Below are 23053 nucleotides of genomic sequence, written 5' to 3' on the forward strand. Positions count from 1 at the left end.
GGGCCTCGCGCGGTTCGGGCGCAGGTTACGGCAATTGAACGGCTGGTCAATTCAACCTTTGTGATGCCCTGCATCACGCGCCGCTCGCCTGCGCCGTCAGCCACGCGAGCACGATATAGCGCCCGGTCTTCGCGATGGTCACAAGTATGAGAAACAGCCAGGCCGGTGTGCGCATGACGCCTGCGATCACGGTGAAGGCGTCGCCCAGAGGGGCCCAGCTCATCAGCAGGGTCCAGACGCCCCAGCGGGCATACCAGCGCTGCGCGCGGGCCAGTTGTGCTGCATTGACAGGAAACCAGCGGCGATATCGAAACCGCTCGATCCCGCGCCCCATCACGTAGTTGACCACGGCCCCGAGCGTGTTGCCCACGCTCGCCACCACGATCAACCAGACAATCGAGGCCGTGCCCGACAGTTGCAGGCCGACAAAGACTACTTCGGATTGAAACGGCAGGATCGTGGCCGCGCCGAATGCAGCAAGAAAGAGCCCGCCCAATTGCAGCAAAACGCCCGGGTCCGCCATGCTCATGCGTGGCGGATCCGGGCGTCATTGCAAAGCCGTGTCAGGACAGCGTCATTCCTGATCGGCATAGGCCTCCTGCCGCTCGTTCTGGTATTCGCGCGGCGGGCGTCCGATCACGTCCTTGAGATCGGCCAGTTCGATGAAGTTGTCGGCCTGACGGCGCAGATCGTCCGAGATCATCGGCGGCTGGCTGCGAATCGTTGAAACGACCGAGACACGCACGCCCTGGCGTTGCAGGCTTTCGACCAGCGGCCGGAAATCGCCATCGCCAGAGAACAGCACGATATGATCGACGCGCGGCGCGAGTTCCATCGCATCGACGCACAGCTCGATATCCATGTTGCCCTTGACCTTGCGACGGCCCTGGCTGTCGGTATATTCCTTGGCCGGTTTCGTAACCATGGAATAGCCATTGTAATGCAGCCAATCGACCAAGGGGCGGATTGGCGAATACTCGTCATTTTCCAGCAACGCGGTGTAGTAAAACGCGCGCAGCAACTTGCCACGACGCATGAACTCGGAACGAAGGAGTTTGTAGTCGATGTCGAACCCGAGCGCCTTGCCGGCGGCATAAAGGTTCGAACCATCAATGAACAACGCCAAACGATCGTCCTTGTAAAACATGATTAATGTCCTTCCAAATCGGTATGCCTTGCCCGTGAGTGTGAGTGGTGGGAGTGATGTGGACTGGGCAAGGCAGGGAATTGAGTTAGGGGTTTATCGAAAGCTGCGCAAGCGCATGCTATGTCACAAAAGGATAGGTTGGGCATGACTTCGGATCAACAATGCTTGATCGCCATCGGTGGAAACATGCCGTCGCGCGCCGGGTCTCCGCAGCAAACCGTCGATGCCGCGCTGCAGCATCTGACGGCGGGCGGCGCGCGGATCGAGGCGGTGAGCCGCTTTTACCGCACGCCGGCCTTCCCCGCAGGCAGCGGTCCGGATTTCGTCAATGCTGCCGCTGTCCTGCGCATGCCTGGTGGTCCCGACGCGGTCCTGGCCGCGCTGCACGCCGTCGAGGCGGCGTTCGGGCGCGAGCGCCGGGCACGGTGGGGACAGCGCACGCTCGATCTCGATCTGATCGGCATCGGGGATCTGGTGCGGCCTGATCGCGCGGGATACGAAGCGTGGCGCGCGCTCGCCCCGCAGGCGCAGCAGGCGCGCGCGCCCGATCATCTGATCCTGCCGCATCCGCGCGTGCATGAGCGCGCCTTCGTGCTGGTGCCGCTGGCCGATGTGGCCCCGCACTGGATGCATCCGGTGCTTGGCCGCTCGGTGCGCGAGATGCTGGAGGCCTTGCCGCAAGAGGCACGCGACGCGGTGGTGGCGCTCTGATTCTACGCTTGTAAATCCGGTTTCGACGCCCTAGATAAGGGGCTTCTGATCCCTGCCCAAACCCTGCCCGGAGGTCTTATGGCCCGCGTTACGACTGAAGATTGCGTTGACAAGGTTCCGAACCGTTTCGATCTGGTGATGCTCGCCGCGCATCGCGCCCGCGAGATTGCTGCAGGATCGCCGCTGACGGTGGACCGCGACAACGACAAGAACCCGGTCGTCGCCCTGCGCGAGATCGCCGAGGAAACCCAATCGGCCGATGACCTGCGCGAGCGGCTGATCGAATCGAATCAGACACAGATCGAGGTGGATGAGCCGGAAGAGGATTCCATGGCCCTGCTGATGGGCGGTGAGGCGGACAAGCCCGAGCCCGACGACATGTCGGAAGAAAAGCTCTTGCGCGCCCTGATGGAAGCACAAGGTCAAGGCTAAGCCGCCCTGACGACCGCAAGGCGCGACCCTGATGATCGCCGTTGATGACCTCATCACGCTGGTGCGCCATTACAACCCTCGCACGGATGAGGCGCTGATTCGCGCGGCCTATGATTTCGGTCGGGCGATGCATGAGGGGCAGTTTCGCCATTCGGGCGAACCCTATTTCACCCATCCCGTTGCCGTGGCCGCCATCCTGACCGAACAGCGGCTGGATGATGCGACGATCATAACGGCCCTCCTGCATGACACGATCGAGGATACCAAGGCGTCCTATCGCATCGTCGAGGAGAGGTTCGGCCGCGAAGTGGCGGATCTGGTCGATGGCGTCACCAAGCTGACGAATCTGCAGCTCTCGAGTTCCGAGACCAAGCAGGCCGAGAATTTCCGCAAGCTCTTCATGGCGATGTCCAAGGATCTGCGGGTGATCCTCGTGAAACTCGCCGACCGTCTGCACAACATGCGTACCATCAAGGCGATGCGCCCCGAAAAGCAGGCGCAAAAGGCGCGCGAGACCATGGATATCTATGGGCCGCTGGCCGGTCGCATGGGCATGCAGTGGATGCGTGAAGAGCTGGAGGATCTGGCATTTCGCGTGCTCAACCCCGAGGCGCGGGCCAGCATCATCCGGCGGTTCATCACCCTGCAGCGCGAAACCGGCGATGTGGTCGAGCGGATCACCAGCGACATGCGGCACGAGTTGGACAAGGCCGGGATCATGGCCGATGTCTTTGGCCGGGCCAAGAAACCCTATTCGATCTGGCGCAAGATGCAGGAAAAGGAGATGGGGTTTTCACGCCTGTCCGACATCTACGGCTTTCGTGTGATCACCCGATCCGAGAATGACTGTTATCGCGCTCTGGGGGCCATTCATCAGCGCTGGCGCGCGGTTCCGGGGCGGTTCAAGGATTACATCAGCCAACCCAAATCGAACGGCTACCGCTCGATTCACACCACCGTGTCGGGTCGGGACGGCAAGCGGGTCGAGGTGCAGATCCGCACGCAGGCGATGCATGACGTGGCCGAAACCGGCGTGGCGGCGCATTGGTCCTACCGTGACGGTGTGCGTGCCGAAAACCCCTTTGCGGTTGATCCCGCCAAGTGGATTTCCAGCATGAGCGAGCAGTTCGACGCCGAGGAGGATCACGAGGATTTCCTCGAGGCGGTCAAGCTCGAGATGTATGCCGACCAGGTGTTCTGCTTTACCCCCAAGGGCGATGTGATCAAGCTGCCGCGCGGGGCGACGCCGATTGATTTCGCCTATGCGATTCATACAAGGATCGGGCATGCCTGCGTCGGTGCCAAGGTGGACGGGATGCGCGTGCCGCTCTGGACGCGGGTCAAGAACGGCCAATCGGTCGAGGTGATCACCGCCGACGGGCAGACGCCGCAGGCCACATGGCTCGATATCGCGACCACCGGCAAGGCGCGCGCTGCGATCCGGCGGGCGCTGCGCGAACTGGACCGGGGGCGCTATATCAAGCTGGGCCGCGAACTGGCGCGCTCGGCCTTCGAGCATGTCGGGAAGAAGGCCACCGACAAGGCGCTCGAGGCCGCCGCCCGCACGCTGCGGCTGAAGAATGCCGATGAGGTACGCGCGCGGCTGGGCAGCGCCGAGCTGACCGCGCAGCAGGTGCTCCATGCCGTCTATCCCGATCTTACCCCCGACCCGTCGGACGAGGTGACGCGCGACCGCGCGGTGATCGGCCTCGAGGCGGACCAGAGTTTCGAGCGGGCGCGCTGCTGTCAGCCACTGCCCGGCGAGCGCATTGTCGGGATCACCTATCGCGGGCGCGGTGTGGTGATCCACGCCATAGACTGCGAGACTCTGTCGCAATATGATCATCAACCCGGCCGCTGGATGGATCTGCACTGGCACACCGGCACCCATCCGGCGGCCTATGATGTGACACTAGACCTCACCATCGGCAATGACGCGGGCGTGCTGGGGCGGATTTGCACCTTGATCGGCGAGCAGAAGGCCAATATCTCGGACTTGACTTTCGTTGACCGGAAACCCGATTTCTATCGCCTGCTTGTCGATGTCGAATTGCGCGATGCCGAACATCTGCACGGGGTGCTGTCGGCGCTCGACGCAGAAAGCGATGTGGCCGCCGTCGAACGCTATCGCGATCCGTCCCGCACCGGGGGCGGCATGAGCCATGAACCCTAGGAGCCGCACTGGTGGTTTTCAAACGCCGAGACAGACGACCCTTCTGGAAGGTGATCGCTGACTTTTTCTGGCCCAAGGGCGGCTGGGCGCGGGCGTTCACCTATGTCAAGCACCGACTGCACCGGCTACCCGACCCGCCGGACCGGATCGCGCGGGGCATCTTCGCGGGTGTCTTCACCACCTTCACGCCGTTTTACGGGTTGCATTTCATCGTGGCGGGCACGCTAGCCATGATCTTGCGCGGCAATATCCCCGCCGCGCTGCTGGGCACTTTCTTCGGCAATCCGCTGACCTATGTGCCGATCGGGGTGATCTCGCTTCAGACCGGGCACGCGGTTCTCGGCCGTCACACTTTGGCGGAGGACGAGATCAGCCGATCGCTCGGTGGCAAGTTTCTGGATGCGGGAGAGGATCTCAAGAACAACGTCCTGGCGATCTTTTCGGATCATCAGGCCGACTGGCACAACCTGCATGTGTTCTACGACGAGGTGTTCCTGCCCTACATGGTGGGCGGCATCGTGCCCGGCATCGTCACCGGGCTTGCCGCCTATTACATCAGTCTGCCGGTGATCACCGCCTATCAGAACCGCCGCAAGGGCGTGCTGCGGGCGAAATGGACGGCGATCAAGGAAAAAAAGGCGCAGAAGGAAAATGCGTCAATTGAGGCTGACGGGCGCGGCAAAGGGGACTAGGTTGCACCCCAAGCCGTTCATGATCTGAGGAAGAGCCCGATGCCGTCCGATGGAAAACTGCGCCTTGGCGTCAATATCGACCATGTTGCCACCGTCCGCAATGCGCGCGGCGGGGCCTACCCTGACCCGCTGCGCGCCGCCAAGCTGGCCGAGGAGGCAGGCGCCGACGGCATCACCGCGCATCTGCGCGAGGACCGGCGGCATATCTCTGATGCCGATATTGACGGGCTGATCGAGGTGCTGAGCGTGCCGCTCAACTTCGAGATGGCGGCGACCGCCGAGATGCAGAAGATTGCCCTGCGCCACAAGCCGCACGCCGTTTGTCTGGTCCCCGAAAAGCGCGAGGAGCGCACCACCGAGGGCGGGCTCGAGGTGGCGCGTGAGGAAAACCGGCTGGCGCATTACATCGCGCCGCTGCGCGAGGCGGGTTGCCGCGTGTCGATCTTCATCGCCGCCGACAAGCGTCAGATCGAGGCCGCCCACAGGATCGGTGCCGAGGTGATCGAACTGCATACCGGGGCCTATTGCGACGCCCATGCCGAGGGCGATTTCGACACCCGCGACCGCGAGTTGGAAGGGCTGCGCGAAATGTCGGCCTATGCCCATTCATTGGGGCTCGAGGTGCATGCGGGCCACGGGTTGACCTATGACACGGTGCAGCCGGTCGCAGCCTTCCCCGAGGTGATGGAACTCAATATCGGCCATTTCCTCATCGGCGAGTCGATTTTTCGCGGGTTGGGACCGGCCATTGGCGAGATGCGCCGCCTGATGGACGAGGCGCGCGGGTAACAGGCAGACAGCATAAAATTACAGGTGTTTACGAGGAATTAAGGACATGAAGAAGTTTATCAGGGTTTTGTTCCTGCCAATGAGATTCTTAATGTCCTTATCTCAAGGTGTGCTCATCCTGCTCATGGTCGCTTCGCTCGCGCTTAACATTGCCGTTGTCACGTTTACTGGCGTCTTTTCGACCCTATCCAGCGCTGTAGAGTCAATTGCTGGACTGCGAACAGTCAGAGCGGAGCACCGCGCTCGGTTGGGTGATTTAAACTCTCGAAACATCAACCTATTGAGCGGCATTGAAGAATTGACGGATGAGAACAAACGTCTGGCAAGTGAGCTTGATGAGACACAGGCTTCTTATCGCAAGAGCGTTGACGCATTGAGAGATGAGAACCAGCGTCTCACAAAGAAACTTGCTGAAAATAAAGTTACTTATCGAGGAAAGAAAAAATTCGCAAAAGAGGCTGTCAAGGATACCAGCGGAAGACTCGCAAAGCGCGTGACGACCGCCGCGAGCAGGAATGTCGCGACCGTTTTCGCCGAAGCTTTACCTGTTGTGGGAATTGGTGTGATCGTCGGGGCGACCGCATGGGAGATCAACGATTCCTGTGAGATGATGAAGGATCTCCACGAGCTTGACGTTGCTTTCAACCCGGAGAGCGCAATAGACGGAACCGAGGTTTGTGGTATGCGTGTTCCCGACCGTGGGGAGGTTTGGCGGAAGATGCGAGATAGTCCGGTTGCGGCATGGAACGGAGAGAAAGAGTATTTGCCAGACTTGCCCGACTTTTCGGAAACTTATGCGTCTGCTGTGGCTCAGGCCACCAGTTTGATGTGCTGGGCCTTTCCCTGCGACCCAGATGTGGTGATCCCTGAATGAGCCACTCAGGGTCTCTATTCTCGATCAGAGCGCTTAAAGTGACCATCGTTGCGTTGACCCTCGCCGCGCTTGCGTTCTGGCAGCTTGAGGCTCAGCGCGCGGGGCTGGAGATCACCACGCGCCATGTGGATGAAACACCCGTGACGCGGATCGTGCAGCCCGGCTCTGATGGCCCGGTCGTCGTGGTCGCGCATGGCTTTGCCGGGTCGCGGCAGATGATGCAGGCCTATGGCCATGATCTGGCGCGGGCGGGCTACCGGGTCTGGGCGTTCGACTTTCTCGGGCATGGGCGGCACCCTAGGCCGATGTCGGGCGATGTGGAGAGCATTGACGGCACGACCCGCCTGTTGATCGAGCAGACCCGCGCCGTGGTGGATGCGGCGCTGGCGACGGAGGGCTGGCAGGGTGATGCCGCACTGCTCGGGCATTCGATGGCCACCGATATCATCATCCGCACCGCAATTGACGATCCGCGCATCGGCCCCGTGGTGGCGATCTCGGCCTTTTCCAAGGCGGTGACGGCGACTGCACCTGACACCCTTTTGCTCATCACCGGCGCGTGGGAGCCGGGGCTGCGCGGCTTTGCCCGAGATGCCATGGCGATGGTCGATCCGCAGGCAAGCGAAGGCGAGACTGCGCGCGCGGGCGAGGTGATCCGCCGGGCGGTGGTGGCACCGCTGGCCGAGCATGTTGCGGTGCTGCATAGCCGCGCCGGGCGGGCCGAGGCGGTGGCGTGGCTCGATGCGGCCTATGGGCGCGCGAGCGATATCGCGGTGCGCGCAACGGGGCCGTGGTTTCTGGCGCTGATGGCCGCCATCGTGGCGCTGGCGGCACCGCTCTCGCGCCTTCTGCCGACTCGTGCGCCGCCGGTGCCGGGGGCGCTTTCAGGGCGTCGTTTCGCACTCGTCCTGGTCCTGCCCGCAGCTCTTGCGCCGCTTCTGGCGGTGCAGGTCGAGACGCGGCTCCTGCCGGTGCTGGTGGCGGATTACCTTGCGCTGCATCTGGCGATTTATGGCCTTTGCCAACTGGCGCTTCTGTGGTGGCTCGGTCGGCGGCCCGAGGCGCTGCGCCCCGTTGCGGTACTGGCGCTGCTGGCCTGGGGCCTAGGCGTCTTCGGCTTCGCGCTCGACCGCTATGGCGCGAATTTCTGGCCGACGTCCGAGCGTCTGGCGATCATCGCGGCGCTCAGCCTTGGCGCGCTGCCCTTCATGCTGGGGGATGCGGTTCTGGCGCGCGGGGCCGTGCTCTGGCAACGCATCACCGCACGGCTGGGCTTTCTCCTGTCGCTCGCGCTTGCCGTGCTGCTCGATACCGAGCGGCTGTTCTTTCTCGCCATGATCGCGCCGGTGATCCTGCTCTTCTTCCTGATCTTCGGGTTGATGGGCCGGTGGGTTGCGGCGCGGGCAGGGGCGGCATCGGCGGGCGTGGCACTTGGCCTGATCCTTGCCTGGGCGCTTGGCGTGAGTTTTCCACTTTTTGCACCCGGAGGATTGGGATGATCCTTGGCATCGGCACAGATCTGGCGAATATCGAGCGGATCGCTGGCACGCTGGAGCGGTTCGGCGACCGGTTCCGCAACCGCGTCTTTACCGATATCGAACAGGCCAAGGCCGAGCGTCGCGCCGATGTGGTCGGCACCTATGCCAAAAGATGGGCGGCGAAGGAGGCGTGCTCCAAGGCGCTCGGCACCGGGCTGCGCATGGGGATCGCGTGGAAGGACATGGCTGTGTCTAACCTGCGCACCGGTCAGCCGGTGATGCATGTCACCGGCTGGGCGGCCGAGCGGTTGGCCGAGATGACGCCGGAGGGGTATGAGGCGATCATTCATGTGACATTGACCGACGATCACCCTTGGGCGCAGGCCTTTGTGGTGATCGAGGCGCGGCCGAAGGGTGGGGTTGGGTAGGGGGCGCGAATGGCCTGGAGCGGACATAGCACCTTCGGTGCGTTCCGCGCAGGATCTGGCAACGGCAGTTTCAGGCCACAAACTCCTGCTGTTACAACAATCGGATGATACGCCTGTCCCCCAAACCAACTATTCCACAACCCGGCCTGCCGCGCACCGGCAATCACACCCCCTCGCGCCTTGACACTTTGAGCGCCGCCCCGCATGTAGCGCGAGACCCAAATCTGCCCTATCCGGAGAGGCCCGATGGCATCTGACGCCAAAAAAGGAAATTCCATCGTCGAGACGATCAAGACGGTGTTCTGGGCTCTCGTGATTGCGGGGCTGTTTCGCACGCTCTTCTTTCAGCCGTTCTGGATTCCGTCCGGCTCGATGAAGGACACGCTGCTGATTGGCGATTTCCTCTTCGTCAACAAGATGGCCTATGGCTATTCCTACGCCTCCTGCCCGTCGATCCGGCTTGGCTTTATCAATGTCGATGCCAAGGATATCTGCGGCTTTCTCGACGGTGACAACACCCGCATTCTGGGCTCAGAGCCCGAGCGCGGCGACATCATCGTCTTTCGTCATCCCGCCGACGGCACCGATTTCATCAAGCGCCTGATCGGCCTGCCCGGCGACCGAATCCAGATGCGCGACGGGGTCCTGCACATCAACGGTGAGCCGGTCGAGTTGGAGCCGGCGGGCGAGTTTGTCGAGGAATTCGCGCGGCAAGGGCCGATGGGGATCCGCCCGCGCTGTGAAAACGGGGTTGTCGGTGCCGGGGCGGATTGCACCAAATCGCGACAGATCGAGACGCTGCCCAACGGCCATTCCCATGCAATCGTCAATATCGGTGACCAACGCTCGGATCACACCGGGATCTTCACCGTGCCCGAGGGGCATTACTTCTTCATGGGCGACAACCGCGACAATTCCACCGACTCGCGCTTTCCGCAGGCTGTGGGCGGCGTCGGCTTCGTGCCCTACGAGAACCTGATCGGACGTGCCAACCGGGTGATCTTCTCCTCGGCGGGATCGTCGATGCTGGCCTTCTGGACGTGGCGCGGGGATCGGTTCTTCGAGAGGCTGGAGTGAAACTGTCCCGCGACATGGCGGAATTTCAGGAGCGGCTCGGGCACGACTTTTCCGATCCGGCGCTGCTCGTCCGGGCGCTGACGCATTCCTCGATGTCCTCGCCCAATCGCGACGACAATCAGCGGCTGGAATTCCTCGGCGACCGGGTGCTGGGCCTCGTGATGGCCGAGGCGCTCCTGGCGCATGACAGTGCCGCCACCGAAGGCCAGCTTGCCCCCCGCTTCAACGCGCTGGTGCGCAAGGAAGCCTGCGCCGATGTTGCGCGTGAGATCGACGTTGGCACGGTGCTCAAGCTGGGGCGCTCCGAGATGCTATCGGGCGGACGGCGCAAACTGGCGCTTCTAGGCGATGCGATGGAGGCGGTGATCGCCGCTGTTTATGTCGATGCCGGATACGAGGCGGCGCGCGCCATGGTGCTGCGGCTTTGGGGTGGGCGCATCGGCGCGGTCAAGCAAGACGCGCGCGATGCCAAGACCGCGCTTCAGGAATGGGCGCAGGCGCGCGGCCTGCCGCCGCCCGATTATGCCGAGACGGCGCGTTCAGGCCCGGATCATGCTCCGGTCTTTACCATCGAGGCACGCTTGCAGAGCGGCGAGCAGGCAAGCGCCACCGCCGGATCGAAACGCCAGGCGGAACAGGCGGCGGCGCGGGCGCTGCTCGATAGATTGGAGAGCCAGACATGACCACCCGCGCCGGTTTCATCGCCCTGATCGGAGAGCCCAATGCGGGCAAATCCACGCTGCTCAATCGCATGGTGGGCGCCAAGGTCAGCATCGTAACCCACAAGGTGCAAACCACCCGCGCACGCATTCGCGGCGTGGCGATGGAGGGTGAGAGCCAGCTTGTTTTCGTTGACACGCCGGGCCTTTTCCAGCCGCGCCGCAGGTTGGACCGGGCGATGGTTGCGGCTGCCTGGGGCGGGGCGGCGGATGCCGATATCGTGGTGCTGCTGATTGAGGCGCATCGCGGGGTCACTGAAGGGGTGGAGCGTATCCTCGACGGCTTGCAGGATATCGCCAAGGGGTGCAGAATCGCTCTTGCGATCAACAAGATAGACCGGGTGGAGGCGCCCGTTCTGCTGGCGCTGACCAAGAAGATGAACGACCGCTTCACCTTCGAGCGGACCTTTCTGATTTCCGCCGAGAAGGGTCACGGCGTGGACGATCTGCGCCACTGGCTGGCGGGCGAGGTGCCGGAAAGCCCGTGGCTCTATCCCGAGGATCAGATCGCCGATCTGCCGATGCGGATGATCGCCGCCGAGATGACCCGCGAAAAGCTGACGCTGCGGCTGCATCAGGAATTGCCCTATCAACTGACCGTCGAGACCGAGGCCTGGGAAGAGCGCAAGGACGGCTCGGCCCGCCTCGATCAGATCATTTACGTGCTGCGCGATGGCCACAAGGGCATCGTACTGGGTCACAAGGGCGAGACGATCAAGGCTGTTTCCAAGGCCGCACGCGAGGAGATGGAAGAGTTCCTCGGGCGACGGATTCACCTGTTCCTGCAGGTCAAGGTGCGGTCCGGATGGATGGACGACTCCGAGCGCTATTCCGAGATGGGGCTGGATTTCAAGGACGGGAATTGATCCCGTGCCCCGGCTGACCGCACGGTTCTGGATCGACGCCTATCTGGCGCGGTTGCGGCTGTCGGATATCCCGGCCTTCGTGGTGGCGCATGGCGATGACACCGGCGGCGCGGTGGTGGTGAAGCTCAACACGCTCGATGGGCAGGCACAGGTGTTTCACCGCTCCTTCGATCTCGCGACCGGCGCGCGCGCCTGGGTGACGCTGGCCGAGGGCTGTGAGGCGGAGGTGGATGCCGCCATCGCCCGGCAACGCGGGTTCGACCCGGATATCTGGGTGGTCGAGGTCGAGGATCGGGCCGGGCGGCACCTGCTCGACGCGGACGGGTTGAGCGGGTAGGATTGGGCGATGGACTGGCGTGATCAGGGGATATTGCTGAGCAGCCGCCGCCACGGGGAAACCTCTGCCATCATTGAAGTTTTTACTTCTGAACATGGGCGGCATGTGGGCGTTGTGCGCGGCGGCGCGTCGCGCAGGATGACGCCGGTGCTGCAACCGGGCGCGCAACTCGACGTGGAATGGCGGGCGCGGCTGGAGGATCATCTGGGCACCTTCCGGGTGGAACCCTTGAAATCGCGCGCCTGGTCGATGGGCGATCGGATGGCGCTGGCCGGGCTCAACGCGGTGTGCGCGTTGTTGCTGTTCGCGCTACCCGAGCGTGAAGCGCATGAGAGGATTTACCGCGAGAGCCTGATCTTGCTCGACCTTCTGGAGCAGCCGGAGATCTGGCCGCTCGCCTATCTCAACTGGGAACTGGCGCTGCTCGAAGAGATGGGCTTTGGCCTTGACCTGCGGCGCTGCGCGGTGATGGGCGAAAAGGCCAATGACCTCAGTTATATATCTCCCAAGACCGGGCGCGCCGTGTCACGCGCGGGGGCAGGAGACTGGGCCGACCGGCTGTTGCCGCTGCCGCCCTGCCTTCTGGGCGAAGGCCCGGCCCCGGATGCCGAAATCCTGCAAGGATTTCAGGTGACTGGTTATTTCCTGATGCATCATCTCGCACCGCAGATGGGCAACAAACCCCTGCCCGACGCGCGCGCCCGCTTTGTCGCGCGTTTCGCGGCGCAGGCGGGGGCGGGATGAGGGCGGGGGTTTGGAACTGAGTGGGATGGAGGCGGGGATGTTTATGGCCTGTTGCGTTCCTTGGCCTCTAGCACCAATGCGCGGAATCGAGGTGCCGCAGGCACCGCCGCGCAGCGCCCGACCGCCCCCCGGGCGGGCGCTTTTGCAACGTATCAAGTAATTGAAAACGCGGAAGTATTGGGCTGATATAAAGTGCCCTCCGGAAAGGGTGCCGCGCCCACCCGCGGTCGGGTGCCGCACGGCTCATCCTTGAATCCGCCAAGGTCCGCTTCAGGCCAAAAACTGACTGTCTTCCCCGTCAATCGGGCTGAAAGATCGCCCCAGCCCGCAAGGCCGACGATGTGCGCCAGACAAGCCCCGCGATGATCACGCAAAGCACCCCCAAAAGCGCCAGCCCGATCAGCCGATGGCCCGCCGATCCGGTCATCTGCGCATGGGCAAGGCTGGCCAGCACCGCCCCAGCGACCGGAAAGCTGAGCGCCCAGAAGGCGAGCGAGAAGGGCAATCGCAGCAGTTTCGGCAATTGCACCGCCACGATCAGCGTGAAGAGATACGCGCAGTTCAGCAGCACCCGGGCGAATTCGTCCACCCCGCCGACCAGTTCCACCCAGGCGAGATACCCCACCGACGGCGGCGCGATCAGGATCACCAGCGAGGGCTGCAACCGCTCGGGCAAAGGGTCGTGAAAGATCAGTCGGTTCATCACCAGCACCAGCATCACGATCCAGAAGATCAGACCGACGCTGGTAAAGAACCAGCTGATTTCGATATAACCGAGCGGCACGCCTGCGATCGCCACGATGACGTTGCCCACGGCGGGGATGAACCACGCGGGCGACAGATGACCGTGCTGGAACGCGCGCGCACCGATCCAGCCATTCACCACCGCGAGAGTCAGTGCCAGTTGCATCGGCACCGCCACCAGCCACATCGCCCGCGCCAGCCCCGGATAGGGCACCAGCATGACGATGGACATCAGCACCAGTGCTATGGAAATCGCCGGGAAGAACGCAAGTTTCACGGGATGCTGCCATTCCGCCTGCACGGCGCTTGGATGGCGCAGCAGCTTGGCCAGATAGCCCAGGGCGATACAGGCAAAGATCGCCATGGTCAGCCAATGTGCCCCGGCAGAGGCAAGATGGCCCAGCCCCATAGCCGCCTCGCCCGCGCGCAGCGCCAGGGTAAAGCCGCACAGCCCCATCACCACGGTGAAGAGGGTCACCGGCATGTGTTGCAGACGGCTACTGGCCATGCCTCTCACTCCGCCGGGCCGATGCTCAGATGAAGAGGGGCAAGGCCATCGACCTCGCCCAGCAGCACATTGCCCGGCCCCACCGGCCCGACACCGGCAGGCGTGCCGGTATAGATCAGATCCCCCGGTTGCAGGTGATAAAACCGCGACAGGTGGGCGATGATCTCGGGCACGGACCAGACCATGTCCGACAGCCGCGCCTCTTGCGTCACCGTGCCATCCACCGCCAGCCGGATCACCTGATCGGCGATCTCGCCAAACGCTGCCCTGGGCGTGATCGGGGCGATGATCGCGGAATGCTCGAAATCCTTGCCGAGATCCCACGGGCGGCGCTTTTCCTTGGCCACGCCTTGCAGGTCGCGGCGGGTCAGGTCGATACCGCAGGCATAGCCGTAGACCGCCGTCAGCGCCTCAGCCTCGGGGATGCGGAAGGCAGGCGCGCCGATGGCGACGACGAATTCCATCTCGTAGTGGCAGTTGGCGGTTTCCAGAGGATAGGGGATCGTCGTCCCGCTCAGGCAGATGTCATTCGCCGATTTGTTAAAATACCACGGCGCCTCGCGGTCCACCTCGTTGCCCATCTCGGCGGCATGGGCGGCATAATTTCGCCCGACGCAAAAAATCCGCCGCACCGGAAAGGCCCCGACCTCGCCCTCGACCGGGACAAGCGGGGCGGGGGGGATATCGAATAGCGGCGCTGTCATGGGACTCTCCGGGGCAAGCGATTGAAATCGCGCCCGTTATGCGCTCCCTCTGCCGCCTTGTCAAAGCACTGGCTTAGCCCGCCCGCAACCCCCGCGACCAGACCCCGCGCAGGGCAGGCGCATTGCCACGCATCCTGAAGCGGAGGAGATCGGCGCGCGTGCCCAGTTCAATCCGCCCGCGATCCATGAGCCCCACGGCGCGGGCCGGGTTCATCGTGACGGTGGCCAGCCCGCGCGCCATGTTGTCCCAGCGGTGGCCCAGTTGCACCGCCGCCAAAAGCAGCGCCGATGGCACGTAATCCGACGACAGGATGTCGAGATGGTCGAGATCAGCGAGATCGCTGGCGGCGACATTGCCGGAATGCGAGCCGCCCCGGATCAGATTGGGCGCGCCCATGATGACGGAGATGCCGCGCGCATGGCAGGCGCGCGCCGCCTCCACCGTAGTCGGAAATTCCGCCAGCCGGATGCCATGGCCATGCGACACCGCGACCTGCGCCTCGGTGGTGTCGTCATGGCTCGCCAGCACCGCGCCATAGCGCGCCGCATGGGCCACGGCGGCGGCCTCGTGCCTGTCGCCATTGGCGGCGCGCAGCGCCTTCAACTGCGCGACATGGGCCTCGAATTCGGCATCGTTAAGGGCGTGTTTGCCCTTCATGTAAGCTTCTAGCTTGGTCACGTCGCGAAACTGCCGCTGCCCCGGCGTGTGGTCCATCAGGCTGACGATACCGACACGGTCTTCAGGCCCGAATTCCTCCATCTCCTCTTCCAGCGTCTCGGAACAGACCTCGGCGCGCAGGTGCAGGAAATGGCTGATCCTGAGCGCATCTTCGGCGCGCAGGCTCAGGAGTTCATCGGCGAGGCCACGCGCATATTTCTTGTAACGCCCCACTCCGGTGGGCACCGATCCCACGCGCATCGCGTCGAATACCGTGGTGATCCCGGTGCTGGCCAGTTCCGCGTCGTGGGCGAGGATGGCGGCGTCATGCGGCCAGTCGACCTTGGGGCGGGGCTGGATATGACGCTCCAGATTGTCGGTATGCAACTCGATGAGCCCCGGGGCGAGGTAATCGCCACAGCAATCTACCGCCCCTTTGGGCACGCTTGTGCCGGTGTCGATGGCAGTGATCTGGCCGTCCGTCACCTGCACCGATCCGTGGCAGACCTCGTCGGGCAGGACCAACATGGCATTGGCGAGACTGAAGGTTTCTGTCATGTCACTGTCACGCTTTCCTAGCAGAGGGCGTCAAACCGATGAGAAGGCCCATGCACTTCACCCGCTACGCTGTCTATTATACGCCGCCCGAGGGGGCGTTTTCGGAGTTCGGCACGAGTTGGCTCGGATGGGATGCGGCGCGGGGCGCCGAGGTCGCGCATCCCGAGGTGACAGGCCTGCCCGCACGGGTGGCTGAGATCACCGAGGCCCCACGCAAGTACGGGCTGCATGCCACGATGAAACCGCCGTTCCGGCTGGCCGAGGGGCAGGACGAGGCAGCTTTGCGCGATGCCTTTGCGCGGTTCTGCGCGCAGGCGCGGCCGGTCCTGCTCGACGGCCTCACCGTCACCGCGCTTGGCCGGTTTCTGGCGCTGATGCCCGAGGGGGACACCACCGCGCTCGATGCGCTTGCCGCCCAGACCGTGCGCGCGTTCGAGCCGTTTCGTGCCCCGCTCTCGGCAGCGGAACTGGCCCGCCGCCGCGCGGGCGTGCTGAGCCCTGATCAGGAGGCGCGGCTCATGGAATGGGGCTATCCGCATGTGATGGAGGGCTTTCGCTTTCACATCACCCTCACCGGCAAGCGGCCCAACTCCGAATTGCCCGCGCTGCGTGATATCCTCGCAGCGCAATTCCTGCCGCTCCTGCCGCGCCCCTTCCCCATCGACGCGCTGTCGTTGATGGGCGAGGACGCGCAAGGCCGGTTTCACCTGATCGCGCGTCATGTCTTGACTCCGTAGACCAGCTTGACCGCCCGCTTGGCCAGCCGCCCGACAGGGGCATCGGTGTCGAGCGTCACCACGGGCCAATCCCCGTCGGGCAAGGCCATGTCCACGCCCTCCAGTCGCTCGGCGATATCGCCTGCATCTTCGCGCCCGCGTGTGGCCAGGCGCGCGGCCAGCACCTCGGGTGCCGCCGTCAGATGCAGCACGATCAGGCGCGGATAGCGCGCCTGTGCCTGCGCCAGCACCCCGCGCGACAGGTTGACCAGCAGGTCCCGCCCCGCGCCGAGATCCATGCAGATACCCACCGGCACCCCGTAGCGCAGCCCATGCGCGCGCCAGTCGAGGGCAAAGCCACCCTCCTTGCGGCGCGCCTCGAACTCGGCCTCGGTCACCGGCTCATGCCCCTCGCCGCCATCGTCGGCGGGCCGGGTGATGACCCGGCGCACGCGGCGCAAGCCGGGGCGTTCGGCAACCATGGCGCGCATCAGCGTGTCCTTGCCCACGCCCGAGGGGCCGACCACGGCGATGAGACGGCTTTGTTTCATGCCGCCCGCCCCGGGGCAAATGCGCCCACATCGACAGCGCGGTCGCAGACCCGGGCGCGCGCGGTCTCGTCGTGAAAGATGCCGATGATCGCCGCCCCGCGCGCCTTGGCCTCCTCGATCAGGGTCAGAACCACCTCGCGATTGGCGGCATCGAGGCTGGCTGTCGGCTCATCGAGCAGAAGCGCGGGAAAGGCGTGGGCAAAGCCGCGCGCGATGTTCACCCGCTGCTGCTCGCCACCCGAAAAGGTCGTGGGGCTCAGCGACCACAGCGCCTGAGGGATGTTGAGCCGCGAAAGCAGCGCCTCGGCGCGCGCAATGGCCTCTGCCCGCGCCACACCAAGGGTCAGCAGCGGCTCGGCCACCACCTCGCGCGTCGGCACGCGCGGCACGACGCGCAGGAACTGGCTGACATAGCCGAGCGTGTCTCGCCGGAGCTGGATGATCTCGCGCGGCGCAGCTTGGGCGATGTCGGTCTCGCCCACCATGATCCGGCCCGCGCTGGCGCGGTAATTGCCGTAGATCATCCGCATCAGGGTGGATTTGCCCGCGCCCGAACTGCCGGTGAGGGCCACGCATTCACCGCGCGCCACGCGCAGATGCGCCCCCGCCATCACCGGGATGATCGCGCCGCCCTGATTGTGCAGGGTAAAGCTCTTGCTCAGGTTTTCGATCTCGATCATGGCATGCGTCCCTTTCATCGGTCAGACCTGCAACACGCTGGAGACGAGCAATTGCGTGTAGCCGTGTTGCGGATCATCAAGCACCTGATCGGTCAGCCCGTGCTCGACCACGCGGCCATCCTTCATCACCATCAGCCGATCCGCCAAGAGGCGCACCACCGCCAGATCATGCGTGACGATAATGGCCGAGAGGCCCATCTCGCGCACCAAGCCGCGCAACAGGTCCAAGAGCCGCGCCTGAACACTGACATCGAGCCCGCCGGTGGGTTCGTCCATGAACACAAGGCGCGGGCCGGTCACGAGGTTGCGGGCGATTTGCAGACGCTGCTGCATGCCGCCCGAAAACGCCTGTGGTTTGTCATCGACGCGGTCGGCGGCGATCTCGACCCGTCCGAGCCAGTCGATCGCCTGATCGCGGATATCGCCGTAATGCCGCGCGCCCACGGCCATCAGGCGTTCGCCCACATTGCCGCCCGCCGAAACCCCCATGCGCAGCCCGTCGCGGGCGTGTTGATGCACAAAGGCCCAATCCGTGCGCATGAGCATCCGCCGTTCGGGTTCGGACATGGTGAGCGTGTCGCGGGGGCCGTGGCCGCGGGTGTCAAAAATGACTTCGCCCCGGTCTGGGGGCAGATGCCCGGCAAGGCAGGACAGGAGCGTGGATTTGCCCGATCCGCTCTCGCCCACGATGCCCATCACCTCGCCGGGGTAAAGATCAAAGCTGACGCCCTCGCAGCCGCGGCGGGGGCCGTAGAACTTGGCAAGATCGTGAACCTGCAAGAGGGGGGTCATGCTGTGGCCTCTTCATAGGGGGCGCCCTGGGCGCCGATATGGCCCGCCGCGCGGCGCGCGCGGCAATAATCGGTGTCGGAGCAGACGAACATGCGCCCGCCCGCGTCATCCGTGATCACCTCGTCGAGATAGCTGTCGGCGGCCCCGCAGAGGTCGCAATCGTGATCGGCCTTGCTTGCCTGAAACGGGTGATCTTCGAAATCCAGACTGACGACCTGGGTATAGGGGGGCAGGGCATAGATGCGCTGTTCGCGCCCCGCGCCGAAAAGCTGGATCGCGGCCATGCTGAGTTTCGGGTTGTCGAATTTGGGGATCGGGGAGGGATCCATCACATAGCGCCCCTCGACCTTGACCGGATAGGCATAGGCGGTGGCAATCGCGCCATGCTGGCTGATGTCCTCATAGAGTTTCACATGCATGAGGCCATATTCCTCAAGGCTGTGCATCTTGCGGGTTTCGACCTCGGAGGGTTCGAGAAACCGCAGCGGTTCGGGGATCGGCACCTGATAGACGAGGATCTGATCCTCGGTCAGCGGTTCTTCGGGGATGCGGTGGCGGGTCTGGATCAGGCTGGCGCGGGCGGTTTCCTCGGTGGTGGCAACCTGCGCGGTTTTCTCGAAGAATTTGCGGATCGAGACCGCGTTGGTGGTGTCATCGGCACCCTGGTCGATCACCTTGAGCGTGTCAGTGGGCGTGAGACAGGCGGCAGAGACCTGCACGCCGCCCGTGCCCCAGCCATAGGGCATCGGCATTTCGCGGCTGGCAAAGGGCACCTGATAGCCGGGGATCGCCAGCGCCTTGAGAATGGCACGGCGGATCATGCGCTTGGTCTGCTCATCGAGATAAGCAAAGTTGTAATCGGTCATAAAAGCCCCCGGTTGCGCATGTCGGCGTGCAGGCCCTCGGGCCCGTTGAAGTGATGCGCCTGCCAGCCTGCGGCGCGGGCCCCGACCACATTGTCGGCGCTGTCGTCGATGAAATAACACGCCTCGGGTGCGGCATTGGCGCGGGCGCAGAGGAGATCGAAAATCTCGCGGTCGGGTTTGACCATGCGCTCGCGCCCCGACACGACGATGCCCTCGAAAAGCGCGGGCAGATCGGGATGCAGGTCCAGCGCCTGCGGCCAGGTATCGGCCGAGAAATTGGTGAGCGCCCAGAGGCGGTAACCGCTATCCTTGAGCGTGGTGGCGATGTCCCATGACCCTTGGATGCGGTTCTGGATGGTCAGGCCGAAGCGGTCGAAATAGCCGTCCATGAGATCGGCATGTTGCGGCCAGTTTGCGGCAATCGCTGCCACCGCGTCGGCGCGGCTACGGCCCCGGTCCTGCTCATAGTTCCAGTCGTAGAATCCTACCTCATGCAGCACCGCGTCAATCTCGGCGTCGCTGCCGATGGCATGGCGAAAGGCCGCCTGCGGGTCCCAGCGGAGGAGGACATTGCCGATGTCAAAGACAATGAGGGTCATGGGCGGACCCCACCGTCTTGCCAAGCAAACGGGGAAACGGCTATGTCTTTGCCATGAGTATGATTTCCCTGTTCCGATACAATTACTTTCGCCACGGCGGAGAGCTTGCGGAATTCGCTTGGATCATTCCGATCCTGATTGGCATTCTTCTGTTTATCATCCGCAGACAACTTTTTCCCGGTCTCTACCGGCAAGATGACGACACGCCGCCGAAAGGCTGACGCGCCCATGTTCATCGTTCCATAAATACTCATTCCGCCGCCTCCCGGTGGGCTGCGCCCTCGGCCTCGCGGCGGAGTTTGCGCACCAGTTCCAATTCGGACTGGAAATCGACGTAATGCGGCAGTTTGATATGTTCCAGAAAGCCCGTCGCCTGAATGTTGTCGGCATGCATCAGCACGAATTCCTCGTCCTGCGCGGGCGCCCCCTGATCCTCCTCACCCAGCTCTTTCCAGCGCAGCGCACGGTCGACCAGCGCCATGGCTATGGCCTTGCGCTCGGTCTGACCAAAGACGAGGCCATAGCCCCGGGTGAACTGCGGCGGCTCGGTTTTCGACCCCTTGAACTGGTTGACCGTTTCGCATTCGGTGAGGATGATCTCGCCCAACTCGATGGCAAAGCCCAGTTCGGGAATGTCCATCTCCACCGCCACGGCCCCGATCCGCAATTCGCCGACAAAGGCGTGGTTGCGGGCATAGCCGCGCTGCGTCGAGTAGGCGAGCGAGAGGATGAATCCCTCATCGCCCCGCGTCAGCGCCTGCAGGCGCAGCGCGCGGTCGGCGGGCAGTTCCATGGGCTTGCGGGTTAGGTCCGGCGGGGTCGCCTCATTCGGCACCTCCGCCTCGATCAACCCCTCGCGGTTGAGATAGCCCATGATATGCGGCGTCGGTCCGGGCTGTGGCGGGGCCTCGGGGGCTTGCGGTGTTTCACCCTCGGCGGCCAGCTTGAAATCGAGCAGGCGGTGCGTGTAATCGAAAGTCGGCCCCAGCACCTGCCCGCCCGGCGCGTCCTTGAACGTGGCCGAGATGCGCCGGTTGCAGCGCATCACGGCGGTCTCGACCGGATGCGAGGCCCCGAAACGCGGCAGCGTGGTGCGATAGGCGCGTATCAGGAAAATCGCCTCGATCAGATCGCCACGCGCCTGCTTGATGGCAAGCGCGGCAAGATCTGGATCATAGAGCGACCCCTCTGCCATGACTCGGTTGACGGCAAGGCTCAGTTGCTCACGGATCTGCGCGACGCTCAGCTCCGCCACGGCGGTATCGCCGCGCCGCTCCTCGGCGAGCCAGGCATGGGCGTTGTCGATGGCGCGCTCACCGCCTTTGACTGCGACATACATCTATTGGCCCTCCACGCGGGTGCTGCGCGGCAGGGCCGCGATACGGTCGCCACAGGTGAAGAGGAAATCGAGGCCGAGCGGGAAGGCCCTCGCATTGGCCTGAAACGCCGTTACCTCGGGCAGCGAGAGCGCGGCCGTGTCTGCGATCCCCGGGCCGGTCAGTCGCGCGCCGGTGGCCTCCAGCCGGTCCATCTCGACGATCAGCGTGGCCGAACGGTCGGGATACTCGGACGTGCCCCGCGCGAAGTCGTCGAATGGCATGAGCGCCTCCCACCTGCCGAGCGCGAACATCGCCTCTGCCCGTTCCACCAGCGGCGTGCCGGTATGAAAGGTGATCCAGTCGCGGACGCTCTGACAATCGGCTTCGCCCGCCAGATGGACCGGCGTCTCCGGGTCGCACAGCGTGAGCAGCACCGTGCCCGCCGCGACCGACAGGGGGGTGGGCGGCGTGGCCCCCGTTACCGCCTCAATCGTCCCGGGCCGGGCCATCACGCGCATCACCGCGCGAAAGGCATGGGCCGCATCGACCGGGGGGGCCGCAAATCCGCCGCTCAGGGTATCTGCCTGCATCAATCCTCTCCCCGCATCATGGTAAAGAAATCCACCTTGGTGGCCGCAGCACGGGCGGCGCGGGCGGTGCGGCGGGCGTCCTCTGCCTCTTGCAGCGGCGACAGGATCGCCGCGCGCAGGGTCTCGGCCGCACCCCCCTGCATCAGTGCATCAATCAACGCCGCCTCCGTCGCATGGGTCTTGCCACGCCCCTGCACATAGCCGTGCCCGACGGTCCCATCGGGCAGCCGCACTGCGCAGCGGGTCACCGTCATCTCGCCCAGATTGAACGGCGCGCCTGTGGCCCCTGCGCGACCGCGCACCATGACGCCACCCACCTCGGGCGGGCGCAGATGGGCGTAATCGGGGGTCAGCCCGGCCTCGGACCACAGCCTGTTCAGCTCCCCGGCAGGCGCACGCGCCAGCAGGCCCATCCATGCCTTCCGCTCTGAATTTTCGATCATGCAGACACCTTGCGGATTTGTCGGTATTGCTATACAACTAGACAAATCAATACCTGAATCCCCGGCTTCAAACAAGGCCGCAGCCCGTGAATTTTCCATGACATGACCCGAGACAAACCCGATGCGCTGTGGCGCGCGATCCATGACAGCCTGAGCGCGGATATCGCCGCAGCGCGCTACGCGCCCGGCGACAAGCTGCCGACCGAGGCGGCGCTTGCCAGCCGCTTCGGCGTCAACCGCCACACCGTGCGCCGCGCGCTTGGCGAACTCTCCGAGGCCGGGGTGATCTTTACCCGGCGCGGGGCCGGGGCCTTTGTCTCGCATCGCCCGACCGATTACCCGATCGGCACGCGGGTGCGCTTTCACCAGAACCTGCGCGCCGCCGGTCGCCTGCCGGCCAAGAAAATCCTGGCCCTCGAGACACGCGCGGCAGATGCCGCCGAGGCCGAGGCGCTCTGCCTTGCCCCCGGCGCGCAGGTGCATGTCTATGACGGGCTGTCGCTGGCCGATGGTATGCCGGTCGCCACCTTCCGCAGCACGTTTCCAGCCGCGCGGTTCCCGGATCTGCCGCAGGCGCTGCGCCGCCTCACATCCGTGACCGAGGCGCTGCGCGAACAGGGGATCGCGGATTACACCCGCGCCTCGACCCGGCTGACCGCGAAACTCGCCAGCCCCACCCAGGCGCTGCATCTGCATCTGAACCCCGGCGCGCCGATCCTTCGCACAACGGCGGTGAACATTGACCCCGACGGCCACCCCATCGAATACGGGCGCACATGGTTCGCGGGCGACCGGATCACGCTGACGCTCTCCGATCCCTGAAAATCTGCGCCGCGTCATGGCACTGTCACACGAACC

At 64.3% G+C, this 23053-nt stretch carries 29 protein-coding genes; 15 read left to right on the forward strand and 14 right to left on the reverse strand.

Features of this window, described 5'->3' with window-relative positions; translation table 11 throughout:
* Window positions 1–73: 73 nt before the first annotated feature.
* Both ACSSV4_RS08265 and ACSSV4_RS08270 read right to left on the reverse strand, forming a co-directional pair.
* A complete protein-coding gene (locus ACSSV4_RS08265; protein WP_454274607.1) occupies window positions 74–529 on the reverse strand; it encodes a YqaA family protein in 456 nt (151 codons plus the stop codon).
* Between the two features lie 45 nt (window positions 530–574).
* Entirely contained in the window at window positions 575–1147 is a 573-nt protein-coding gene (locus ACSSV4_RS08270; RefSeq protein WP_454274609.1) for a LabA-like NYN domain-containing protein, read from the reverse strand.
* Between the two features lie 144 nt (window positions 1148–1291).
* Here ACSSV4_RS08270 and folK point away from each other — a divergent pair, with 144 nt between their 5' ends.
* From folK to recO, 13 genes are all read left to right on the forward strand, one after another.
* Window positions 1292–1858 carry a 2-amino-4-hydroxy-6-hydroxymethyldihydropteridine diphosphokinase gene (gene folK / locus ACSSV4_RS08275; protein ID WP_454274611.1) on the forward strand — a complete coding sequence of 189 codons (567 nt, stop codon included), beginning with the start codon at window positions 1292–1294 and terminating at the stop codon, window positions 1856–1858.
* A gap of 78 nt (window positions 1859–1936) precedes the next feature.
* Complete coding sequence (rpoZ, locus tag ACSSV4_RS08280) at window positions 1937–2290, forward strand: DNA-directed RNA polymerase subunit omega (protein WP_454274613.1); 354 nt, start codon at window positions 1937–1939, stop codon at window positions 2288–2290.
* Between the two features lie 31 nt (window positions 2291–2321).
* Window positions 2322–4463, forward strand: coding sequence for a RelA/SpoT family protein (locus tag ACSSV4_RS08285; RefSeq protein ID WP_454274615.1), 2142 nt, complete (start codon window positions 2322–2324; stop codon window positions 4461–4463).
* An 11-nt stretch (window positions 4464–4474) separates the two neighbouring features.
* Window positions 4475–5155 carry a DUF2062 domain-containing protein gene (locus ACSSV4_RS08290; RefSeq protein ID WP_454274616.1) on the forward strand — a complete coding sequence of 227 codons (681 nt, stop codon included), beginning with the start codon at window positions 4475–4477 and terminating at the stop codon, window positions 5153–5155.
* 39 nt (window positions 5156–5194) lie between these two features.
* Window positions 5195–5944: a pyridoxine 5'-phosphate synthase gene (locus ACSSV4_RS08295; protein ID WP_454274617.1), complete on the forward strand. Its 750-nt coding sequence runs from the start codon at window positions 5195–5197 to the stop codon at window positions 5942–5944.
* A 46-nt stretch (window positions 5945–5990) separates the two neighbouring features.
* Window positions 5991–6818: a hypothetical protein gene (locus ACSSV4_RS08300; protein WP_454274619.1), complete on the forward strand. Its 828-nt coding sequence runs from the start codon at window positions 5991–5993 to the stop codon at window positions 6816–6818.
* 38 nt (window positions 6819–6856) lie between these two features.
* Window positions 6857–8317: an alpha/beta fold hydrolase gene (locus tag ACSSV4_RS08305; RefSeq protein WP_454274621.1), complete on the forward strand. Its 1461-nt coding sequence runs from the start codon at window positions 6857–6859 to the stop codon at window positions 8315–8317.
* A complete protein-coding gene (gene acpS / locus ACSSV4_RS08310; protein ID WP_454274622.1) occupies window positions 8314–8724 on the forward strand; it encodes a holo-ACP synthase in 411 nt (136 codons plus the stop codon). The genes ACSSV4_RS08305 and acpS overlap by 4 nt, the downstream gene beginning before the upstream one ends.
* 246 nt (window positions 8725–8970) lie before the next feature.
* The gene (gene lepB, locus ACSSV4_RS08315) at window positions 8971–9801 is read left to right on the forward strand and encodes a signal peptidase I (RefSeq protein ID WP_454274624.1); all 831 of its coding nucleotides are present in this window, start codon (window positions 8971–8973) and stop codon (window positions 9799–9801) included.
* Complete coding sequence (gene rnc / locus ACSSV4_RS08320) at window positions 9798–10484, forward strand: ribonuclease III (protein WP_454274626.1); 687 nt, start codon at window positions 9798–9800, stop codon at window positions 10482–10484. Before lepB ends, rnc begins: the two co-directional genes overlap by 4 nt.
* Window positions 10481–11386, forward strand: coding sequence for a GTPase Era (era, locus tag ACSSV4_RS08325; RefSeq protein WP_454274628.1), 906 nt, complete (start codon window positions 10481–10483; stop codon window positions 11384–11386). Before rnc ends, era begins: the two co-directional genes overlap by 4 nt.
* 4 nt (window positions 11387–11390) lie before the next feature.
* Window positions 11391–11723 (forward strand): DUF1491 family protein, encoded by a 333-nt coding sequence (locus ACSSV4_RS08330; protein ID WP_454274629.1) that lies wholly within the window; start codon window positions 11391–11393, stop codon window positions 11721–11723.
* Between the two features lie 9 nt (window positions 11724–11732).
* Window positions 11733–12467, forward strand: a complete 735-nt coding sequence (gene recO, locus ACSSV4_RS08335; RefSeq protein WP_454274631.1) for a DNA repair protein RecO — start codon at window positions 11733–11735, stop codon at window positions 12465–12467.
* Window positions 12468–12765: 298 nt separating this feature from the next.
* Here the strand turns inward: recO and ACSSV4_RS08340 are convergent, their stop codons facing one another.
* The 3 genes from ACSSV4_RS08340 to ACSSV4_RS08350 form a co-directional block, all read right to left on the reverse strand.
* Window positions 12766–13719 carry an SLAC1 anion channel family protein gene (locus tag ACSSV4_RS08340; RefSeq protein WP_454274632.1) on the reverse strand — a complete coding sequence of 318 codons (954 nt, stop codon included), beginning with the start codon at window positions 13717–13719 and terminating at the stop codon, window positions 12766–12768.
* 5 nt (window positions 13720–13724) lie between these two features.
* On the reverse strand, window positions 13725–14423 hold the full coding sequence (locus ACSSV4_RS08345; protein WP_454274634.1) for a fumarylacetoacetate hydrolase family protein: 699 nt from the start codon (window positions 14421–14423) through the stop codon (window positions 13725–13727).
* Between the two features lie 73 nt (window positions 14424–14496).
* On the reverse strand, window positions 14497–15639 hold the full coding sequence (locus ACSSV4_RS08350; RefSeq protein ID WP_454274636.1) for an alpha-D-ribose 1-methylphosphonate 5-triphosphate diphosphatase: 1143 nt from the start codon (window positions 15637–15639) through the stop codon (window positions 14497–14499).
* Between the two features lie 50 nt (window positions 15640–15689).
* Here ACSSV4_RS08350 and ACSSV4_RS08355 point away from each other — a divergent pair, with 50 nt between their 5' ends.
* Window positions 15690–16376 (forward strand): DUF1045 domain-containing protein, encoded by a 687-nt coding sequence (locus ACSSV4_RS08355; RefSeq protein WP_454274638.1) that lies wholly within the window; start codon window positions 15690–15692, stop codon window positions 16374–16376.
* Here ACSSV4_RS08355 and phnN read toward each other — a convergent pair.
* The 9 genes from phnN to phnG are packed head-to-tail and all read right to left on the reverse strand — an operon-like array spanning window position 16358 to window position 22195.
* The gene (gene phnN, locus ACSSV4_RS08360) at window positions 16358–16906 is read right to left on the reverse strand and encodes a phosphonate metabolism protein/1,5-bisphosphokinase (PRPP-forming) PhnN (RefSeq protein WP_454274640.1); all 549 of its coding nucleotides are present in this window, start codon (window positions 16904–16906) and stop codon (window positions 16358–16360) included. The two genes, ACSSV4_RS08355 and phnN, sit on opposite strands and share 19 nt — an antisense overlap.
* A complete protein-coding gene (gene phnL / locus ACSSV4_RS08365; RefSeq protein WP_454274642.1) occupies window positions 16903–17586 on the reverse strand; it encodes a phosphonate C-P lyase system protein PhnL in 684 nt (227 codons plus the stop codon). The genes phnN and phnL overlap by 4 nt, the downstream gene beginning before the upstream one ends.
* 21 nt (window positions 17587–17607) lie before the next feature.
* A complete protein-coding gene (phnK, locus tag ACSSV4_RS08370) occupies window positions 17608–18378 on the reverse strand; it encodes a phosphonate C-P lyase system protein PhnK (protein WP_454274644.1) in 771 nt (256 codons plus the stop codon).
* On the reverse strand, window positions 18375–19244 hold the full coding sequence (locus ACSSV4_RS08375; protein WP_454274646.1) for an alpha-D-ribose 1-methylphosphonate 5-phosphate C-P-lyase PhnJ: 870 nt from the start codon (window positions 19242–19244) through the stop codon (window positions 18375–18377). The genes phnK and ACSSV4_RS08375 overlap by 4 nt, the downstream gene beginning before the upstream one ends.
* On the reverse strand, window positions 19241–19843 hold the full coding sequence (locus ACSSV4_RS08380; RefSeq protein ID WP_454274648.1) for an HAD family hydrolase: 603 nt from the start codon (window positions 19841–19843) through the stop codon (window positions 19241–19243). The genes ACSSV4_RS08375 and ACSSV4_RS08380 overlap by 4 nt, the downstream gene beginning before the upstream one ends.
* The gene (locus tag ACSSV4_RS08385; protein ID WP_454274650.1) at window positions 19840–20097 is read right to left on the reverse strand and encodes a hypothetical protein; all 258 of its coding nucleotides are present in this window, start codon (window positions 20095–20097) and stop codon (window positions 19840–19842) included. The genes ACSSV4_RS08380 and ACSSV4_RS08385 overlap by 4 nt, the downstream gene beginning before the upstream one ends.
* Window positions 20094–21182, reverse strand: coding sequence for a carbon-phosphorus lyase complex subunit PhnI (locus ACSSV4_RS08390; RefSeq protein ID WP_454274652.1), 1089 nt, complete (start codon window positions 21180–21182; stop codon window positions 20094–20096). Before ACSSV4_RS08390 ends, ACSSV4_RS08385 begins: the two co-directional genes overlap by 4 nt.
* Window positions 21183–21752, reverse strand: a complete 570-nt coding sequence (gene phnH, locus ACSSV4_RS08395; RefSeq protein WP_454274654.1) for a phosphonate C-P lyase system protein PhnH — start codon at window positions 21750–21752, stop codon at window positions 21183–21185.
* Window positions 21752–22195, reverse strand: coding sequence for a phosphonate C-P lyase system protein PhnG (gene phnG, locus ACSSV4_RS08400; RefSeq protein ID WP_454274656.1), 444 nt, complete (start codon window positions 22193–22195; stop codon window positions 21752–21754). The genes phnH and phnG overlap by 1 nt, the downstream gene beginning before the upstream one ends.
* A gap of 102 nt (window positions 22196–22297) precedes the next feature.
* Between phnG and phnF the strand changes: the two genes are divergently transcribed.
* Complete coding sequence (phnF, locus tag ACSSV4_RS08405; RefSeq protein WP_454274658.1) at window positions 22298–23017, forward strand: phosphonate metabolism transcriptional regulator PhnF; 720 nt, start codon at window positions 22298–22300, stop codon at window positions 23015–23017.
* Window positions 23018–23053: the final 36 nt, after the last annotated feature.

Source organism: Roseovarius sp. MBR-154, from assembly GCF_053628595.1.

Coding starts and splice junctions, on each gene's coding strand:
- ACSSV4_RS08265 (WP_454274607.1), bottom strand. CDS start 529: ATGAGCATGGCGGACCCGGGCGTTTTGCTGCAATTGGGCGGGCTCTTT.
- ACSSV4_RS08270 (WP_454274609.1), bottom strand. CDS start 1,147: ATGTTTTACAAGGACGATCGTTTGGCGTTGTTCATTGATGGTTCGAAC.
- folK (WP_454274611.1), top strand. CDS start 1,292: ATGACTTCGGATCAACAATGCTTGATCGCCATCGGTGGAAACATGCCG.
- rpoZ (WP_454274613.1), top strand. CDS start 1,937: ATGGCCCGCGTTACGACTGAAGATTGCGTTGACAAGGTTCCGAACCGT.
- ACSSV4_RS08285 (WP_454274615.1), top strand. CDS start 2,322: ATGATCGCCGTTGATGACCTCATCACGCTGGTGCGCCATTACAACCCT.
- ACSSV4_RS08295 (WP_454274617.1), top strand. CDS start 5,195: ATGCCGTCCGATGGAAAACTGCGCCTTGGCGTCAATATCGACCATGTT.
- ACSSV4_RS08300 (WP_454274619.1), top strand. CDS start 5,991: ATGAAGAAGTTTATCAGGGTTTTGTTCCTGCCAATGAGATTCTTAATG.
- acpS (WP_454274622.1), top strand. CDS start 8,314: ATGATCCTTGGCATCGGCACAGATCTGGCGAATATCGAGCGGATCGCT.
- lepB (WP_454274624.1), top strand. CDS start 8,971: ATGGCATCTGACGCCAAAAAAGGAAATTCCATCGTCGAGACGATCAAG.
- era (WP_454274628.1), top strand. CDS start 10,481: ATGACCACCCGCGCCGGTTTCATCGCCCTGATCGGAGAGCCCAATGCG.
- recO (WP_454274631.1), top strand. CDS start 11,733: ATGGACTGGCGTGATCAGGGGATATTGCTGAGCAGCCGCCGCCACGGG.
- ACSSV4_RS08340 (WP_454274632.1), bottom strand. CDS start 13,719: ATGGCCAGTAGCCGTCTGCAACACATGCCGGTGACCCTCTTCACCGTG.
- ACSSV4_RS08345 (WP_454274634.1), bottom strand. CDS start 14,423: ATGACAGCGCCGCTATTCGATATCCCCCCCGCCCCGCTTGTCCCGGTC.
- ACSSV4_RS08350 (WP_454274636.1), bottom strand. CDS start 15,639: ATGACAGAAACCTTCAGTCTCGCCAATGCCATGTTGGTCCTGCCCGAC.
- ACSSV4_RS08355 (WP_454274638.1), top strand. CDS start 15,690: ATGCACTTCACCCGCTACGCTGTCTATTATACGCCGCCCGAGGGGGCG.
- phnN (WP_454274640.1), bottom strand. CDS start 16,906: ATGAAACAAAGCCGTCTCATCGCCGTGGTCGGCCCCTCGGGCGTGGGC.
- phnL (WP_454274642.1), bottom strand. CDS start 17,586: ATGATCGAGATCGAAAACCTGAGCAAGAGCTTTACCCTGCACAATCAG.
- phnK (WP_454274644.1), bottom strand. CDS start 18,378: ATGACCCCCCTCTTGCAGGTTCACGATCTTGCCAAGTTCTACGGCCCC.
- ACSSV4_RS08375 (WP_454274646.1), bottom strand. CDS start 19,244: ATGACCGATTACAACTTTGCTTATCTCGATGAGCAGACCAAGCGCATG.
- ACSSV4_RS08380 (WP_454274648.1), bottom strand. CDS start 19,843: ATGACCCTCATTGTCTTTGACATCGGCAATGTCCTCCTCCGCTGGGAC.
- ACSSV4_RS08385 (WP_454274650.1), bottom strand. CDS start 20,097: ATGAGTATTTATGGAACGATGAACATGGGCGCGTCAGCCTTTCGGCGG.
- ACSSV4_RS08390 (WP_454274652.1), bottom strand. CDS start 21,182: ATGTATGTCGCAGTCAAAGGCGGTGAGCGCGCCATCGACAACGCCCAT.
- phnH (WP_454274654.1), bottom strand. CDS start 21,752: ATGCAGGCAGATACCCTGAGCGGCGGATTTGCGGCCCCCCCGGTCGAT.
- phnG (WP_454274656.1), bottom strand. CDS start 22,195: ATGATCGAAAATTCAGAGCGGAAGGCATGGATGGGCCTGCTGGCGCGT.
- phnF (WP_454274658.1), top strand. CDS start 22,298: ATGACCCGAGACAAACCCGATGCGCTGTGGCGCGCGATCCATGACAGC.